Source organism: Salipiger pentaromativorans (assembly GCF_024721115.1).
GTDB lineage: Bacteria > Pseudomonadota > Alphaproteobacteria > Rhodobacterales > Rhodobacteraceae > Salipiger > Salipiger pentaromativorans.
Genome location: NZ_JAMDHK010000008.1, coordinates 35,379 through 50,064, shown reverse-complemented (window position 1 = coordinate 50,064; position 14,686 = coordinate 35,379). Strand labels below are relative to the sequence as shown.

At 66.2% G+C, this 14,686-nt stretch carries 14 protein-coding genes; all 14 read right to left on the bottom strand.

Annotation, left to right across the window (positions count from 1 at the left end; genetic code table 11):
• Nucleotides 1-6: 6 nt before the first annotated feature.
• A complete protein-coding gene (locus tag M4578_RS13675; protein ID WP_258093841.1) occupies nt 7-822 on the bottom strand; it encodes a carbohydrate ABC transporter permease in 816 nt (271 codons plus the stop codon).
• A complete protein-coding gene (locus tag M4578_RS13670) occupies nt 810-1,682 on the bottom strand; it encodes a carbohydrate ABC transporter permease (RefSeq protein ID WP_258093840.1) in 873 nt (290 codons plus the stop codon). The genes M4578_RS13675 and M4578_RS13670 overlap by 13 nt, the downstream gene beginning before the upstream one ends.
• Before the next feature lie 67 nt (nt 1,683-1,749).
• Nucleotides 1,750-3,030, bottom strand: coding sequence for an ABC transporter substrate-binding protein (locus M4578_RS13665; protein WP_258093839.1), 1,281 nt, complete (start codon nt 3,028-3,030; stop codon nt 1,750-1,752).
• Nucleotides 3,031-3,071: 41 nt separating this feature from the next.
• Nucleotides 3,072-4,556, bottom strand: coding sequence for an FGGY-family carbohydrate kinase (locus M4578_RS13660; RefSeq protein ID WP_258093838.1), 1,485 nt, complete (start codon nt 4,554-4,556; stop codon nt 3,072-3,074).
• Complete coding sequence (locus M4578_RS13655; RefSeq protein WP_258093837.1) at nt 4,553-6,265, bottom strand: glycerol-3-phosphate dehydrogenase/oxidase; 1,713 nt, start codon at nt 6,263-6,265, stop codon at nt 4,553-4,555. The genes M4578_RS13660 and M4578_RS13655 overlap by 4 nt, the downstream gene beginning before the upstream one ends.
• A 257-nt stretch (nt 6,266-6,522) precedes the next feature.
• Entirely contained in the window at nt 6,523-7,272 is a 750-nt protein-coding gene (locus M4578_RS13650; protein ID WP_258093836.1) for a helix-turn-helix transcriptional regulator, read from the bottom strand.
• Nucleotides 7,273-7,391: 119 nt separating this feature from the next.
• The gene (locus M4578_RS13645; protein ID WP_258093835.1) at nt 7,392-8,708 is read right to left on the bottom strand and encodes a TRAP transporter large permease; all 1,317 of its coding nucleotides are present in this window, start codon (nt 8,706-8,708) and stop codon (nt 7,392-7,394) included.
• On the bottom strand, nt 8,705-9,253 hold the full coding sequence (locus M4578_RS13640) for a TRAP transporter small permease (protein ID WP_258093834.1): 549 nt from the start codon (nt 9,251-9,253) through the stop codon (nt 8,705-8,707). The genes M4578_RS13645 and M4578_RS13640 overlap by 4 nt, the downstream gene beginning before the upstream one ends.
• 3 nt (nt 9,254-9,256) lie before the next feature.
• Nucleotides 9,257-10,291, bottom strand: coding sequence for a TRAP transporter substrate-binding protein (locus M4578_RS13635; protein WP_258093833.1), 1,035 nt, complete (start codon nt 10,289-10,291; stop codon nt 9,257-9,259).
• 81 nt (nt 10,292-10,372) lie between these two features.
• Nucleotides 10,373-10,552 carry a hypothetical protein gene (locus M4578_RS13630; RefSeq protein WP_258093832.1) on the bottom strand — a complete coding sequence of 60 codons (180 nt, stop codon included), beginning with the start codon at nt 10,550-10,552 and terminating at the stop codon, nt 10,373-10,375.
• Complete coding sequence (locus M4578_RS13625) at nt 10,549-12,177, bottom strand: FAD-dependent monooxygenase (RefSeq protein ID WP_258093831.1); 1,629 nt, start codon at nt 12,175-12,177, stop codon at nt 10,549-10,551. Before M4578_RS13625 ends, M4578_RS13630 begins: the two co-directional genes overlap by 4 nt.
• Before the next feature lie 324 nt (nt 12,178-12,501).
• A complete protein-coding gene (locus M4578_RS13620; RefSeq protein ID WP_258093830.1) occupies nt 12,502-12,885 on the bottom strand; it encodes a type II toxin-antitoxin system death-on-curing family toxin in 384 nt (127 codons plus the stop codon).
• Nucleotides 12,882-13,106 (bottom strand): AbrB/MazE/SpoVT family DNA-binding domain-containing protein, encoded by a 225-nt coding sequence (locus tag M4578_RS13615; RefSeq protein WP_258093829.1) that lies wholly within the window; start codon nt 13,104-13,106, stop codon nt 12,882-12,884. The genes M4578_RS13620 and M4578_RS13615 overlap by 4 nt, the downstream gene beginning before the upstream one ends.
• 143 nt (nt 13,107-13,249) lie before the next feature.
• Nucleotides 13,250-14,647 (bottom strand): M24 family metallopeptidase, encoded by a 1,398-nt coding sequence (locus M4578_RS13610; RefSeq protein ID WP_258093828.1) that lies wholly within the window; start codon nt 14,645-14,647, stop codon nt 13,250-13,252.
• Nucleotides 14,648-14,686: the final 39 nt, after the last annotated feature.

Here is a 14,686-nt window from a genome sequence, read left to right as displayed (position 1 = left end):
AGTGTCCTATTTCGGGCCGCTGCGGACCATGGTGTTGAGAAGGCCCATAAGCAGGCCGATGAAGACGAGCGGCGGCAGCACCAGCAGCACGGTGGCGGCATTGATCACGCCCCAGGGCACCTCTTTGCCGAGCGAGGTGATGGAGGCGGCGACCACCGGCAGCGTGGCGTTCTGCGCCGCAAGGGTGAGCGCCAGCAGCAGCTCGTTCCAGACCAGCACGAAGGTGAAGACCAGCGCGCCGAAGAGCGAGGGGGCGGCGACGGGCAGCGAGAACCGCCAGAAGATTTCCGCTGGGCCGCAGCCCTCCATGGCGGCGGCCTCCTCGATGTCGCGGGGCACGCGCTCGAAGGCGGGCACGGCCAGCCAGATCACGGTCGAGACGGTGACAATCAGATAGACCAGCACCAGCCCAAAGAGCGTGTCGTAGATGCCGAGATCGAGATAGATCACGATGAACGGGATCGCGATGGCCACCGGCGGCATGAAGCGCAGCGAGAGGACAAAGAACTGTACGTCGTCCCCCCATTTGCGGGCGTGGCGCGCCAGCGTATGGGCGGCGGGGATGCCCAGCACCGCGCCGATCAGCACCGCGGCGGAGACCACGATCACCGAATGCAGCAGCCCGTCGCGGATGGTGGGGTTGCGCAGGATGGTGGCGAAATTGTCCAGCGTCGGGGTGAAGACCAGCTTCGGCACCGGGGTGACGATGTCGCGCAGTTCCTTGAACGCGCCGAGCACGGTCCAGAGGATCGGCCCCAGCGCCAGCACGATCAGCAGTGCCAGGACCGCGCGGGTGAGGGTTGCGGAAATCAGCTTGCCCATTTCTTCCCCGCTTTCCAGATGATGGTGAAGGCGACGGTGGTGACCACCAGCAGCAGCAGCGACATGGCCGAGGCGTAGGAGATCCGCCCGCCCATATTGATCCCCATCTGATAGGCATAGAGATCGAGCGTTTCGGTCGCGGTGCCGGGCCCCCCGCCGGTCATGACAAAGATCAGATCGAAGGAGCGCAGGCTTTCCACCGCCTTGACCAGCGCGAGGCTGATCAGCGGCCCCTTGAGCATCGGCAGCGTGACATAGGCGTGGATCTCCCAGGTGCGGGCATTGTCGAGCATCGCCGCCTCGATGGGATCGCGGGGCAGGGTCTCCATCAGCTTGAGCAGGATGACCGTGAAGAACAGCCCCCATTGCCAGATATCCACCACCGCGACCGAGATCAGCGCCAGCGACGGGTCGGCGAGGAACTCGACCGGGCCGATGCCGACAAGGCCGCAGAGATAATTGATCACGCCCAGCGACGGCGAATAGAGAAAGCGCCAGATAAAGGCGGCGGCGACGCGCGGCAGCAGCACCGGCACGAGGAAGGCGAAGCAGATCAGGTTGCGGGTGAGCGGCTTTTTCACCGTCTCGAAGATCAGCACCGCGAGGACCACGGCGAGCGCTAGCGTGCCGATGACGGTGACCGCCTCCCAGACCGCCGAGATTTCCAGCGCGTTGAAGAACCGCCGGTCGCGCAGCAGGCGCAGGAAGTTGTAGGCGCCGACGAAATCGTAATCGGGCGAGCGCAGCGTGCGGTTCATGACGGCGAACCACACCGCGCCCGCGATCGACACCAGCGCCAGCGTCGCCAGCAGCCCGATCGCCGGGACAAGTGTCAGGGTGACGAACCGTTTCCGGGTCATGTCCTATCCTTCAGGGGGAGTGGGGCCCGGCACGCGGGAGCAGCGCACCGGGCCGGGGGAGGGCGGTTTACTTCAGCCGCATCAGGCTGTCTTCGGCAAAGAAGGCCGCCTCATCCAGCGCCGCCTGCGTGTCGTCGCGGGTGCCGGCAAAGATCTCTTCCAGCGTCAGACCCAGCGTGTCGCCGATCTCCGGCCAGGCGGGGCTGGCCATGATCAGCAGGCCGGTCTTGGGGCCGGTGTCGAGCAGCGCGTCGATATAGGCCTGCGGCACCAGCGCCTTGAAGGCGTCGCTTTGCAGCGTCGAGACGCGGCCGATATCCGAGGCGATGCCTGCGGCAAGCCGTTTCTGCTCCATCTCCTTCGAGGTCGCCCAGCCGACGAAATCGCCCGCCACGGTCTTCAGGCAGTCCTCCGCCGCGCCGACCCTGGACACCGCCCAGCCATGCGCCCAGCCCGCCGAGGGCAGCGGATCGGGCGGCGGGGCATAGCCCACCTTGCCCACGACCGAGGATTTCTCGGGGTCTTCCATCCACGGGCCGAACACGTCGGATTCGATCAGGATCGCCACCTGACCACCCCGGAACGCCTCGACCGAGTCCGACCAGTTGAAGGTGGCGACGCCCGGCGGGGCGTAGTCCATCAGCTCGGTATAAAGCCCGGTCGCCTCGACCGCCGCCTCGCCGTTGAAGGCGGGCATGCCGCCGTCGTCGAGCCACTCGCCGCCCATGGCGCGGAAAAACGGTGTCCAGCGCCAGACATTCATGCCCGAGCCGCGCTGGCCGCGCGCCGACCAGCCATGCGCGCCGTTGTCCGCCGCGTCCAGCGTCTTGATCGCCGCGACCATCTCATCGAGCGTGGTCGGCACCGCGATGCCTGCGGCCTCCAGCAAATCCTTGCGGTACATCATCACGTCGCCGCCGCCCACGAAGGGGGCGAAATACTGCACCCCGTCGACCGTGGCGACATTGCTCAGATCGGTGCGGAAATCGTCAAGATCATAGCTTTCGGGCACCACATCGGCGAGCGGATAGACCCAGCCCGCATCGACATATTCGGCGAGGTTCGCCTCGTCGATATAAAGCACCTGATAAGCGCCCGCCCCGGTCGAGGCATCGAGCCGCGCCTTGGCGCGCCGCTCGTTCTCGCCCAGCAGGGTGATGCGCACCTCGGTGTCCCATTTCTCGTTGAACTCGGACAGCGCGCCGTCAAGCGCGGTGACCGCGGGCATGCCCTGGCCGATCACGTTCAGCGTGGGCACCGCGCCCTTGCAGGCCATCGCGTCCTGCGCCTGAACCTGCGCGGCCAGCGCGCAAAGCGCCGTGCCGAGCAGCAGAGTCTTGCGTTGCATTGGTCTTCCTCCCTGTGGTTTTTGTCGTGTCCCGCGCGGCCTCAGCGGGCCGCCTCCTCCAGCAGCGCCGCCATGCCTTTGTCGAGCTGGCGGAACCTGCGAAACCTGTCGTCGTAAAATCCGGCCAGCGCCGGGTTGGGCGTGTGGCGCCGCGCCACGCCGGTCATCGCCCGCGCGGCCTGGCCCAGATCGGCATGGGCGCCGCAGGCCACCGAAGCGCAGATCGCGGCGCCGAGCGCGCCCACCTCCGCCGCGCGCACCGCCTCCACGGGGCGCTGGCAGATATCGGCAAAGATCTGCCCCCAGACCGGCGATTTCGCGGCCCCTCCGGCAAGGCGGATCGCGGGCGGAAACGCCTGCCCGGCCAGCGCCACCGCATCTTCCGCGTGGCGGCGCGCCTGAAAGGCCACACCCTCGTAGATCGCCCGCAGCATGGTGCCGAGATCGTCCCCCGCGCCCATGTCGACAAAGCCGCCGCGCCGGGGCTCGGGGCCGAAGACATAGGGCAGGAACTGGCAGCGGCGGGCCTCGACGGGGCAACTTGCGACCCGTTCGTTCGCTTCCGAGACCGAGACGCGCCCACCCATTGCGTGATGGAGAAACCAGCCCAGATTGGCCGCCGAGCAGGGGCTGCCCTCGGCGATGAGGCGTTTGTCACCGCCGCGATAATGCATGTTGAGGATCGGCACGCCGCAGCCTTTGGGCGGCCCGCTTTCCAGGCTGTTGATCGACCAGGTGCCCGCGATCATCGTCAGCACCGGCACATCCACCGCACCGGCGCCAAGCGCACAGGCGGCCACGTCCATCATCGAGCCCGCGACGGGCGTGCCCTCGGGCAGCCCGGTCTCCTCTGCGGCCTGGCGCGAGACCCGGCCCGCCACGCCATCGCTGGCGGCGATGGGGGGCAGGCGGTGTGCGTGGTCCGTCAGCCCGAGCTGTGCGAAAGCCTCCGTGGCATAGCCGCCATGGGCGATGTCCATCATGCCACCGCCGCTGGCGTCGGTCGGGTCGGTCAGCGCCTCGCCGGTCAGCCGCAGGCGGAGGAGATCCTTGCAGGCCAGCGCCCAGCGGCTGCGCGCCATGACATCGGGTTCGCTGCGGGCGAGCTGAGCGAATTGCATCAGGCTTTGCCCACCCCAGAGCCGGTGCCCGGTGAGCGCCGAAATGGAGGCCGCCTCGCCGCTCTGCGTCAACTCGTCGACCAGCGGCTGGGCGCGGTGATCGACCGAGACGATGCCGGGCCTTGTGCTGTTTCCGTCCTCGTCGACCAGAAAAAGCCCGTTGCCGAAACCGGTGCAGCCGACCCCGGCGATGCGATGCCCGGCGCAATCCGCCACGAGGCGGCGCAGCGCCGAAACGGTGCCGGACCAGAAGGCGGCGACCTCGCGTTCGACGCGCCCGTCGGCATGGTGGATGGTCTCGACATCGGCGGTTTTCGAGGCGATTTCCGTGCCGTGCAGGTCGAAGGCCACGACCTTGACCGCCGTCCCCCCGGCGTCGATGGCGATCAGAAGATCCTCGCTCATGCCGCGTCCTCCTCGCGATACGCGCGCGGCCCCATCAGCCGCGGATCGCCGAGCGCGCCGCGGATCTCGGCCGCGAGCGCATCGGCGGGGCGCCCTGTCTCGGTGTGCAGGATCGCCGCGAGCGCGTCGAGAGTCTCGGGCCGCAGCCCGTGGCCGAAGGTCAGCCTCGTGCGCCGCAGCACGATATCTTCGATCCGCTGCGCGCCGCGCGCCCGGATCGCCCAGAGGATTTCGCCATGGCAATAGTCGGGCGCGCCGGAGAGCGGCGTCGCACCGGACCCGGCGCAAAGCGGTGCGACCTCGCGGGCGAGGGCGCCGTAGCGGTGCAGCAGCCGTTCGGCGAGTACGGGGGCGATGTGATGGTTCTGCGTCAGCGCGTCGGTAGAGCAGGGCGCCGCGCCGGGATAGGCGCGGCTGGCGGTCGAGACCTGACGGGAACGGCCCAGCAGCGTCAGCGCCCGGTCGGCGGTTTCCTCGCCGAAGGCGCGGAAGGTGGTCCATTTGCCGCCGACCAGCGACAGCACCGGTGCGTCGAGCCCGGCGAAACGGTCTTCCTCAAGCGCATGGTCGCGCGCCGCGCTGGTCACAGAGCCGGTGCCGCGCCGCAGCGGGCGGATGCCGGTGGTCATCGAGACGATATGCTCCTCGGTGACGGAGACGTCCGAGAACAGCCCGTCCATCGCCCGCAGCAGATAGCCGATTTCTCGATCGGCAACCTCCTGATCGTCGGGCTCGGTCGTTTCGACCTCGGTGGTGCCGACCAATACGTTGTCGCCCACGGGCAGGGTGATCACCATGCGCCCGGTGCCATCGTCGAAATAATACGCCTCGCCATTCATACGCGCGTGCAGGGCGGGGTTGTCGAGCACGAGATGCGCGCCCTTGACGCCGCGCAGATAGCGCGTCTCGCCGCCGAGCGCCGCGTTCACACGGTCGATCCAGGCGCCGGTCGCGTTGATCACGATCTTCGGAGCGATCCGCCCGACCGCGCCGTCGAAGCGGTCGGCGATCACGAAGGCCGCGCCGTCGCGCTGCCATGTGGCGTGGTTGAGCACGGCGATCTGCGGACCTTGGGCCATCGCCTCGGCGATCATCTCGAACATGAGCCCCTCGGGCTGGGTGATCTGGCCGTCGAAATAGGTCACCATAGCGCGGGTTCTTCCCGGCAGCCCCGCCGGGAAAGCCGCGCGGCGCAGCCGGGTCCGGTGCGCGGGCAGGGGGTGCTCGCGCCGGCCATAGGCCTCATAGAGCCTGAGCGCGCCTTCGAGCGCGGCCAGCGACAGCGGCCCGCCCCGGCGCGACAGGCCAAGGAACCGCGCGACCGACCCCGCGATGCCCGAGACCAGATGGTCGAGCGGCACATTGATCGCCAGCGGCTTCACGATATGACCCGCATTGGCGATCAGCCGGTTGCGTTCGCGCGCCGATTCCGCCACCAGCCGGAACTCCCGGCCTTCCAGATAGCGCAGCCCGCCATGGGCCATGCGGCTCGACGCGCTGCTGGCGCCCGCGGCAAAATCGCCGGTGTCGAGCAACACGCAGGACACGCCGTTCAGCGCCAGATCGCGCAGCGTCGCGATGCCGTTCACACCGCCGCCCAGGATCAGCACATCGACCTCCGTCAGCCCGGAAAGCCGCGCCTTCGCTGTCTCGCGAAGCGGAGCGGAGGGGGCGCCGTCGGCGCGCGGAATGTCTGAATGCCCTGTCATGCGGGGAGTAGAGGGATTTCTTATACTTTTGTAAAGTATGTTTTCCAAAAATTAAACTAACGTCGTAGATGCAGTGCCGATACCTCTCCTGACAAAGCCCAGGGCGCCCGTGTCCACTGGATCACGACAGAGGGCTAGCGCAGCTTAGCTGTGGTCACGCGGCAGGGATTTGTCTTGTCATGTGGCGGGGCGCGCCAGCGCGCGACGACGTTGCGCCGCACCTTGTCCGATCACCGCGCCCCAAGTGGGCGCAGGGCTTACCGGCAGAGCGCGAAGAGGGCCGCTTTCGAGTTGATCGAGAGCTTGTCGTAGGCGCGCTTGCGATAGGTCGTGATCGTGTTCGGGCTGAGATCCATTTCAAAGGCAATGGCCTCGGTGCTCAGCCCCTTGAGAATCCACTGGCAGGTTTCGCGCTCGCGCTCTGAAAGTGTCAGCAGCGGGTCTTCCAGAGAATGGTCCTGCGAAGAACTGTAGTGCAGAAGCGCAAGTTGGGCGGCGATGCGCCAGAGCGTGGCCCCCTGATCGGCGGCCCCCTGGTCATAGGGACCGCTTTCCCGGTAGCGGTAAAAATTGAGCCCCAGCAGCAGGCCGCGCCCCCGCGCAAGAACCGCGATCTTGTCGACCATGCCCGGCGTCTCGAAATAATCCTTGCGGTAGCTTTCGCTCATCTCGCCCCAGAGCGCCGCCAGCGGGAAGATGTCGATGCCATCCGCCTGCCGCCGCGACGCGACCCGCGCGCGGATCGGGTCGGTTTCATGGCCCCGCAGGATGTAGTTCTCGGCCAGGGCGCGGGCGCCGGTGTCGGGCAGGGTGTTGTAGGACAGGAAACAGCGCGCGGACTGCTCCTCATAGACGAAGATCATGCATTGATCGGCGCCGAGCGGCCCCATGGCGAAGGCAATGAACGACTGGTTGAACCGCGTGGTGCCGATGGTTTCAAGGCAGGTCGAGACCGCCTCGAGGCTGCGGTTGGAGGTGAAACCGTCAAGGGGCAGTTCGATCGACATGCACCGATTTTGCGGGAAGCGCGCGCCACCGGCAAGAGGCGACCCTTTGGGCGCGGCGGCCTCTTCGCCAAAAGGCCGCCGCTTGTGTCCCGGCAGACGGGCATCCTGCGCCATATGCGCTACATTGCCGTCACCAGCCAGAGCGACAGACCGGGCACGAGGATGATGAAGGTCAGCCGGAAAATGTCGGCGATCCAAAAGGGCAGCACACCCTTGAAGATCGTCGAGAGCGGCACGTCACGGAGCACGCCCTTGAGGACGAAGACATTCATGCCCACGGGCGGGGTGATCAGGCTGATTTCGGTGGCGACCACCACCACGACCGCAAACCAGATCAGTGCATTTTCCGGGTCGAGCAGCATCTCGTTGGCGAAATCGAGCTCGTACATCAGCGGATAGAACACCGGCACCGTCAGCAACACCATCGACAGGCTTTCCAGCACGCAGCCCAACAGTAGGTAGATGACGATGATCGCCGCGATCACCACGCCCGGCGACAGCTCCCAATCCGACACCACAACGGCCAGCGCATCGGGCAGACCGGCGAAGTTGATGAAGTTGGTGAAGAGCTCGGCCCCGATGATGATCACAAAGATCATCGCCGTGGTGCGCGCGGCGTCGACGAAAGCCTGAAAGAAGTCCGCAATCGACATGCTGCGCAGCGCCAGCGCGATCAGAATCGAGGCGCCCGCGCCCATGCCGGCCGCTTCGGTCGGGGTAAAGAACCCGCCGTAGATGCCGACCATGATGAACAGGAACAGCCCCAGCACGCAAATCACCCCGATCACATCCGCGCGCGACATCGGCTCCTTGCCCGCCTCGTCCGGCGCCAGCGCCGGATTGATCGCGACCGCAATGCGCACCGCGACCAGATAAAGCAGCACGCCCAGCAGACCGGGCAGGATGCCGGCGATGAACAGCTTGGCGATATTGGTCTCGGTCAACAGCCCGTAGATGATCAGGATCACGCTGGGCGGGATCAGGATGCCCAGGGTCCCGCCCGCCGCGATGGAGCCGGTGGCAAGCCGGTCGTCATAGCCAAAGCGGCGCATCGAGGGCATGGCCACCTTGGACATGGTCGCCGCCGTGGCCAGCGACGATCCGCAGACCGCCGAAAAGCCGCCACAGGAAAACACCGTCGCCATGGCGAGCCCGCCGCGCATCCGCCCGAAGAGCCGGTCGGCCCCGGCAAACAGCCCGTGCGCCACCCCGGACATCGCCAGCACGTTGCCCATGAAGATGAAGAGCGGAATCACCGACAGGCTGTAGGACAGCCCGGTGTCGAAGGCGATCTGCCCGGTCAGCGCCCAGGCCGGTTCCCAGCCGCGCATCAGCGCAAAGCCGAAACCGCCGACCGCCGCCATGGCAAAGGCGATGGGCACCCGCAGCAGGATCAGGCCGAGCAGGACCGCAAAGCCCAGAAGCGATTCCGTCATTGTGCCCGCTCCTCTGTACCGCTTTCGAAGCCCGCGCCACCCGGATCAATGCCGCGCAGAAAGGCGATGAGCCCGCTGACCAGACAGGCCGCCGCGGCCAGAAAGCCGAAGGGTGCCAGCGGAATCTCGAGCGTGTTGGTCACCGCGCCGTCGCCCGCGGCCTTCATCGCATGCGTGAAGAGCCGCCAGGCGAAGGTGATGAGCACCGCCGCGCTGAACAGCCCCGACACCGCGATCAGCAGGCGGTTCGGCAATGCGCCCAGAAATCCGCTCGACAGGTCCACCTCCACATGTTCGCGGCGTTCGGTGGTCAGCGGCAGCGCGGTAAAGACCAACGCCGCCAGCAGGATTTCGGTGAGTTCGAACGCGCCCGTCAGCGGCGCGTTCAAAAAGTACCGGCCGACCACGTCGACACAGGTCACAAGGATCAGCAGCAAAAGCAGAAACGCCGCGACGATGCCAAGCGAGCGCTCCAGCAGCCTGCCGATGTCGAGCCCCGCTCCGACGGGGCCCGACCCGTAGGGATTTTTCGGCTGTCCCGACACGGATCAGTACGTCACGCCGGTTTGCGCCCGCAGCTCGGCCAGCGCCGCAGCGCCGTCATAGCCGCCTTCGGAGACCGCTTCGGCCCACTCCGCCTCATAGCCCGCCGCCGCCGCCTTGATCGCCGCCAGCGTTTCGGGTGTGGCCTCGTGGATCTCGACCCCCGCCTTTTCGACGACCGCGCGCGATTGCGCATCCGAGCCGTCCCAGGCCTTGCCCGCAAGCTCGGCAAAGACCTCGCCCGAGATGGCCTCGATGGCGGCGCGGTCCGTCTCCGAAATCTCGGCCCATTTGTCTTCGTTCATGACGAGGAACCAGGTGGTGTTGTAGAAGCCGCCGGGCACCGACATGGTGTATTTCAGGTAATCCGCCAGTTTGAACTGCGCGAGCCCGTCATAGGGGAAGGTCACCCCGTCGATCACCCCGCGCGTCAACTTTTCATAGACCTCGCCCGAGGACATGAAGAGCGTGGTCGCGCCAAGATCGCCGATCAGATCGGCGATATAGCCGCCGGGGGTGCGGATCTTGAGACCGGCGAGATCGTCCGGCGTCTCGATCCGGCGGATGTTGTTGCTGAGCAGGCCGGGCCCGTGCACGAAGAGGCTCAGCACCTTGACGCCCTCATGTTCTTCGGCGGCGCCGAGCTGTTCGGTATAGATCTTCCAGAACGCTTTGGAACCGCTCACCGCATCGTCGGCGATAAAGGAGAACTGGCCGATCCGCGACCGCAAGAACCGGTCGTCGGTGGTGAAGGAATGCAGCCCGTAGGTGATGTCGGCGATGCCTTCCGCCGCCATGTCGAAATGCGCCGGGGGGGCGCCCATCGGCTTGGCCAGAATGCGGACGCTGACGCGGCCTTCGGTCACCTCCTCAACCTGACGGGCCCAGGGTTTGATCGCCTCGCTGACCAGCGGGTGGCGGGGCGGCAGCCAGCTCGACAGAACCAGCTTGGTTTCGGCCAGCGCCGCCGATGCCGTCAGGCTAAGCGCCGTGGCGACAGAGGCCAGCAGCAGGCCAAAGGATGTGTTCGCGCGTTTCATCGGGTCTCCTCCAGAGTCTTTTTTGGGTGTTTTCATGCCCGTTCGTCCCGGCGTTTCCTCTGCGCCGGGACGGGGGCGGGATCAGGCGTCGAGCGCCTGCGCCGCGTCGTCGAGGCAGCTTTGCACGGCGGTTGCGTCGCCGAGCCTCTCGGCCAGCAGCAGGGCGAGTTTGGCCAGGTATAGCGGGCTGTTCGCCTCTCCGACCTCGTCGATCCGGCAGGCCAGCGCTTCGTAGATCGCTTCAAGCTCGGTCCGTGTCATTGCAGCGCTCCTTCACGGAAAGTGACCTGGCCGTAGCCGTCCAGAACCGCCGCCGCCGTGGCCCTGTGCCAACGCCCGGCGATATGCATGTCGGGGCGCACGAGATAGGCGCTGCCAGACTGCGCGCCGAACCTTTCGGCCAGCGCCGGTGGCATTACCAGCACCGTCAGCGCATCCGCAGGCGACAGACCCGCCTCGATCTCGCGCGCCAGACCGGGCTCGAAACACAGCAGGGTGAACCCGTCGCCCAGCCGGTCGGAGAGATAGCCGCCGTCCCATTTCGCCTCGGGCAGCACCTCGCCGATGCCCTGCCCACCGGCAAACTCCGGGTCGTCGGGCAGCACGGCAGGGCTGTCGCTATAGGTGTAGGCGGTCATCTGGCGCGGGTTCGCCAGCTCTCCGGCAAAGGGATGGGTCAGCGCCAGCGACAGGGCCGCGTCGCGCATCAGCTTCCAGCCATGGCTGTGCGGGGTCATGAAGCGCGCGCTTTTCGACGCATTGGAGAAGACATCGAGCGTCGCGCCCCGGCGTTCCGGCGAATAGCTGTCAAGCAGCGCCTCGCCCGCCTTGCCATTCAACACCCAGCCCAGCTTCCAGCCGATATTCGCCGCATCCGCCAGCCCGTTGTTCAGCCCGCGCACCCCAAAGATCGGCACGATATGGGCGCTGTCGCCGACAAAGAAAACGCGTCCGTCGCGGTAATCCGCCAGCGCCAGCGTGTTGGCGGAATAGACGCTCCACCACTCGAGCTCCCATGGCCCCTCGTAGCCGAGATCCTTCAGAACCGAGCCGACGCTGGCACGCACATTGTCCTCGCGCAGCGCGTCCTCGGTGCTCTCGTCGTCCTCGAGCTGATAGTCGATGCGCCAGATGTCATCGGGCTGCTTGTGGATCAGCACGGTCCCGCCGGGGCGCGAGGAGGGATCGAAGAGCGCGCGCCGGATCGTCGGGTAATCATGGGCCATCTGAATGTCGGCGATGACATAGCGGCCTTCGTAGTTCTGACCCTGGAGCCTGTGGCCGCGCATGGTGCGGATCGGGCTGCGCGCGCCGTCGCAGGCCAGCACCCATTCCGCCAGCAGCGCATAGCTGCCGCCGGGATCGGTGACGCTTAGCGACACACCGTCCGCGACATCCTCGATCCCGGTGACTTCGCTCTGCCACCGGGTTTCGATCAGCGGGTTCGCGGCCACCGCATCCCACAGGAACTGTTCGATATATTGCTGCTGAAGATTGTACATCGGGCGGAATTTCTCGTCCGCGCTGTCCGGCATCTTGAATTCGAGGATCTTTTCGCCGCGATAGAAGGAGCGGCCGGTGGTCCAGCCAAGCGCCTTGTCGACGAAGGGTGCGACCACGCCCAGGCTTTCCAGGATATAGTAGCTGGGGCGCGCGATGCAGATGGCGCGGCTGCCGTCGTTGAAGGTCGACTTGTTGTCGAAAAGCACCGAGGGGATGCCCTCCTTCGCCAGCGCGAGGGCGGCGGTCATGCCGACCGGCCCGGCTCCGACGATGGCGACACACGCGCTGCGCGCCGCTTTCTCGGCGCTGGATGCCTGTGGCGCATCGAAATGCGGATAGTCGAAATAAAGCGAGTCTGTTTCCGAACGTCCTGCGGGCCTCACCGCGTCTCCTCCCAATCTCACGCTGCGATCCGGCGACCATAGAGAGCGCGGCCCGGGGATGTCTGTCCCTTCGAAAAGGGGACAAGCTGTCCCCCGTCGGGAGGCGTGTTTTGGGGATTTTCGGGGTCTGGCAAGGGCCCGAGCCTGGTGTGGCGGAAGAGGGGTGTGGCCCATATCCGCCGGACCTCCCCGAAACGCCGTGCATGCCGGGATTGCGACAGATCCCGCTCGGCGAGCGCCGACATGTCGCTTCCGGGTTACTTAACATAACATTGCTTACGCGCTATGGGCCGGCGGCCCGCGGCACAGCTCATGAACCTGGGGTTATTCGGAATGAAGCCCCCGCAGCCAGGCCGCAAACTCGGTCTCGCTCACATGATCGGATGCCAGATCCTCCATCATCCTGACGCCGGTGACGGGATCGGGACGGATCGCAACGCCGTTCAGCCTAAGAAAGGTGAAGCTGGCCACAAACGCCGTTCGCTTGTTCCCATCGACGAATGCATGCGCCTTGGAGATGCCGAACGCATAGGCTGCGGCGAGCGCAAACACATCGGGATCTTCGTAAGCCGCCAGGTTCATCGGGCGGGCACAGGCCATTTCCAAGAGCGCCCGGTCACGGGTTCCCGGCGCTCCGCCGTGCCGCGCGATCTGGCGATCGTGCACGATATGCAGGGCGGGCAGCGGCACCCAGACCCAATGCGTCATGCGAGCGCTTGCAGCAGGTCGCGGTTCTCATCCATGACGATTTCCGCGGCAGCAAGCGCCGCTTGCAGCTCGGGGTTTTCCGTCATCAGCTTCAGCCCGCCATCGTCGGTACGCACCGCGTAAAGCGTGTCGCCCTCCTTGGCGTCAAGCAGGGCCAGCATTTCCGCGCTGAGGGTCATCACGGCGGAATTGCCGACTTTGCGGATCTTGACTTCGATCATGACAGGCCCTCTTCGGTTTATACGTATGTATATACGGGCGCGCCGTTCAGCGTCAATCCGCCATGGGGCTTGCGCGCGCCCTGCCCGTCCCGACCGGTGCCAGAACCGGCGCGCCCTTGGGCACGCCTTGTGCGTTGCACCCCTCATGCGGGCACGCGGAACGTCTCCAGCGATGAGTGACAGCTCAGGTTTTCATAGCCGTCCTCGGTGATCAGGTAGCAATCGCCGATATTCGCGCCGTCGCTCAGCGGGTCGAGCCATTGCGCGTGCAGGACAAAGACCATGCCCGGCTCGGCGCGGGCGGTGTTATGCGAGGTCACGTTGAACTTCGGATTGCCGAAGCTGCCGACACTATGACCGAGATTGGGGTTATGCGGGCCGCGCGTCGCCGGGTAGACATGGTCGAGCCGCCGGCCCTGCGCCTCGTAATCGGCATTGGGCACATATTGCGCGGGCACCAGCCGGGGGCTGCCATCCGCCATTGCGTCCCAGTTATAGGGCATGGTCGCGGTCACATCGTCCTTCAGATAGCCATGCTCGATATAGGCGGAAAACGCCGCCGCGTGCAGATCCTTGAAGGGCACGCCGGGGCGGATGAGCTTTTCCGCCCGCCGCACCGCATCGGTGCACATCTCCAGCGTTTCCTCCTGCCGGGCGGTGATCTCGCCCACCGCCATCATGCGCGCGGTCTGTGCCCAATAACCGTGATAGGAGACCGCCGAGACATACATGTTGATGAGATCGCCTTCGCGCACCCGGTGACCGTAGGGCTTGCCGCAGGCGGTGCCCCATTGGTTGATGCCGATCTGATAGCCGTCGCCGCTTTCGCCGCCCCGCGCCATCTGGGCAAAGGTGAAGGCGGCATAGATTTCATAGTCGCTCACGCCGGGGCGTGTCACATGGCAGGCGGCCTGATAGCCGATATCGGCGAGCTGCGCCGCGCTGCGTACCTGTGCCCGTTCGTTGAGCGACAGGATGCTTTGCATGCGCTGCACCATGCGGGTCTCGTCGGTGTATTTCGCACCGGGAAGCTCTTCCCGCAGCCCGGCCCAGACCCAGCCCGAGCTTTCGTCGCCGATCACGGCGATGCTGCCGCGCGCGCAGCCCAGCTCGGCCAGACGGGTTTTCACCGCGCCGACGGTGCTGCGGTGCCGATTGCCGCTCCGGCCGCCATATTCGAGGCTGAACGGGCTGATCTGCCAGATGGCCTCGACGCCGAGGGGCTCTCCCCCCGGTGGCAAGATGACGTTTTCGGTGTAGAAGGAGAACAGGTGCATCCCCTTCGACGGATCGGTCGGAATGACCAGAACCCCTTCCCTGGCCCAGTCGCACAGATAGCGCAGGAACCCGTTGGTGACGGAAAACCCGTTGCCGGCGTTGGCGTTGACGACAATGGCATCGTGTTCGGCAACGATGGCCTCCCGGCGCAGCCGCTCGATACGCTCCGCGAACTCCGCCGGTGGGATCGGAGGGGCCGCTTCGAAGTCGAAATCCGGTTCGAAACCGTCCAGCAACCGTTCGCATGCCTGGGTCGATGTCATTTACGTCTCGTCCTTGTTGTCTTGTCTGTCGTCAGGGAA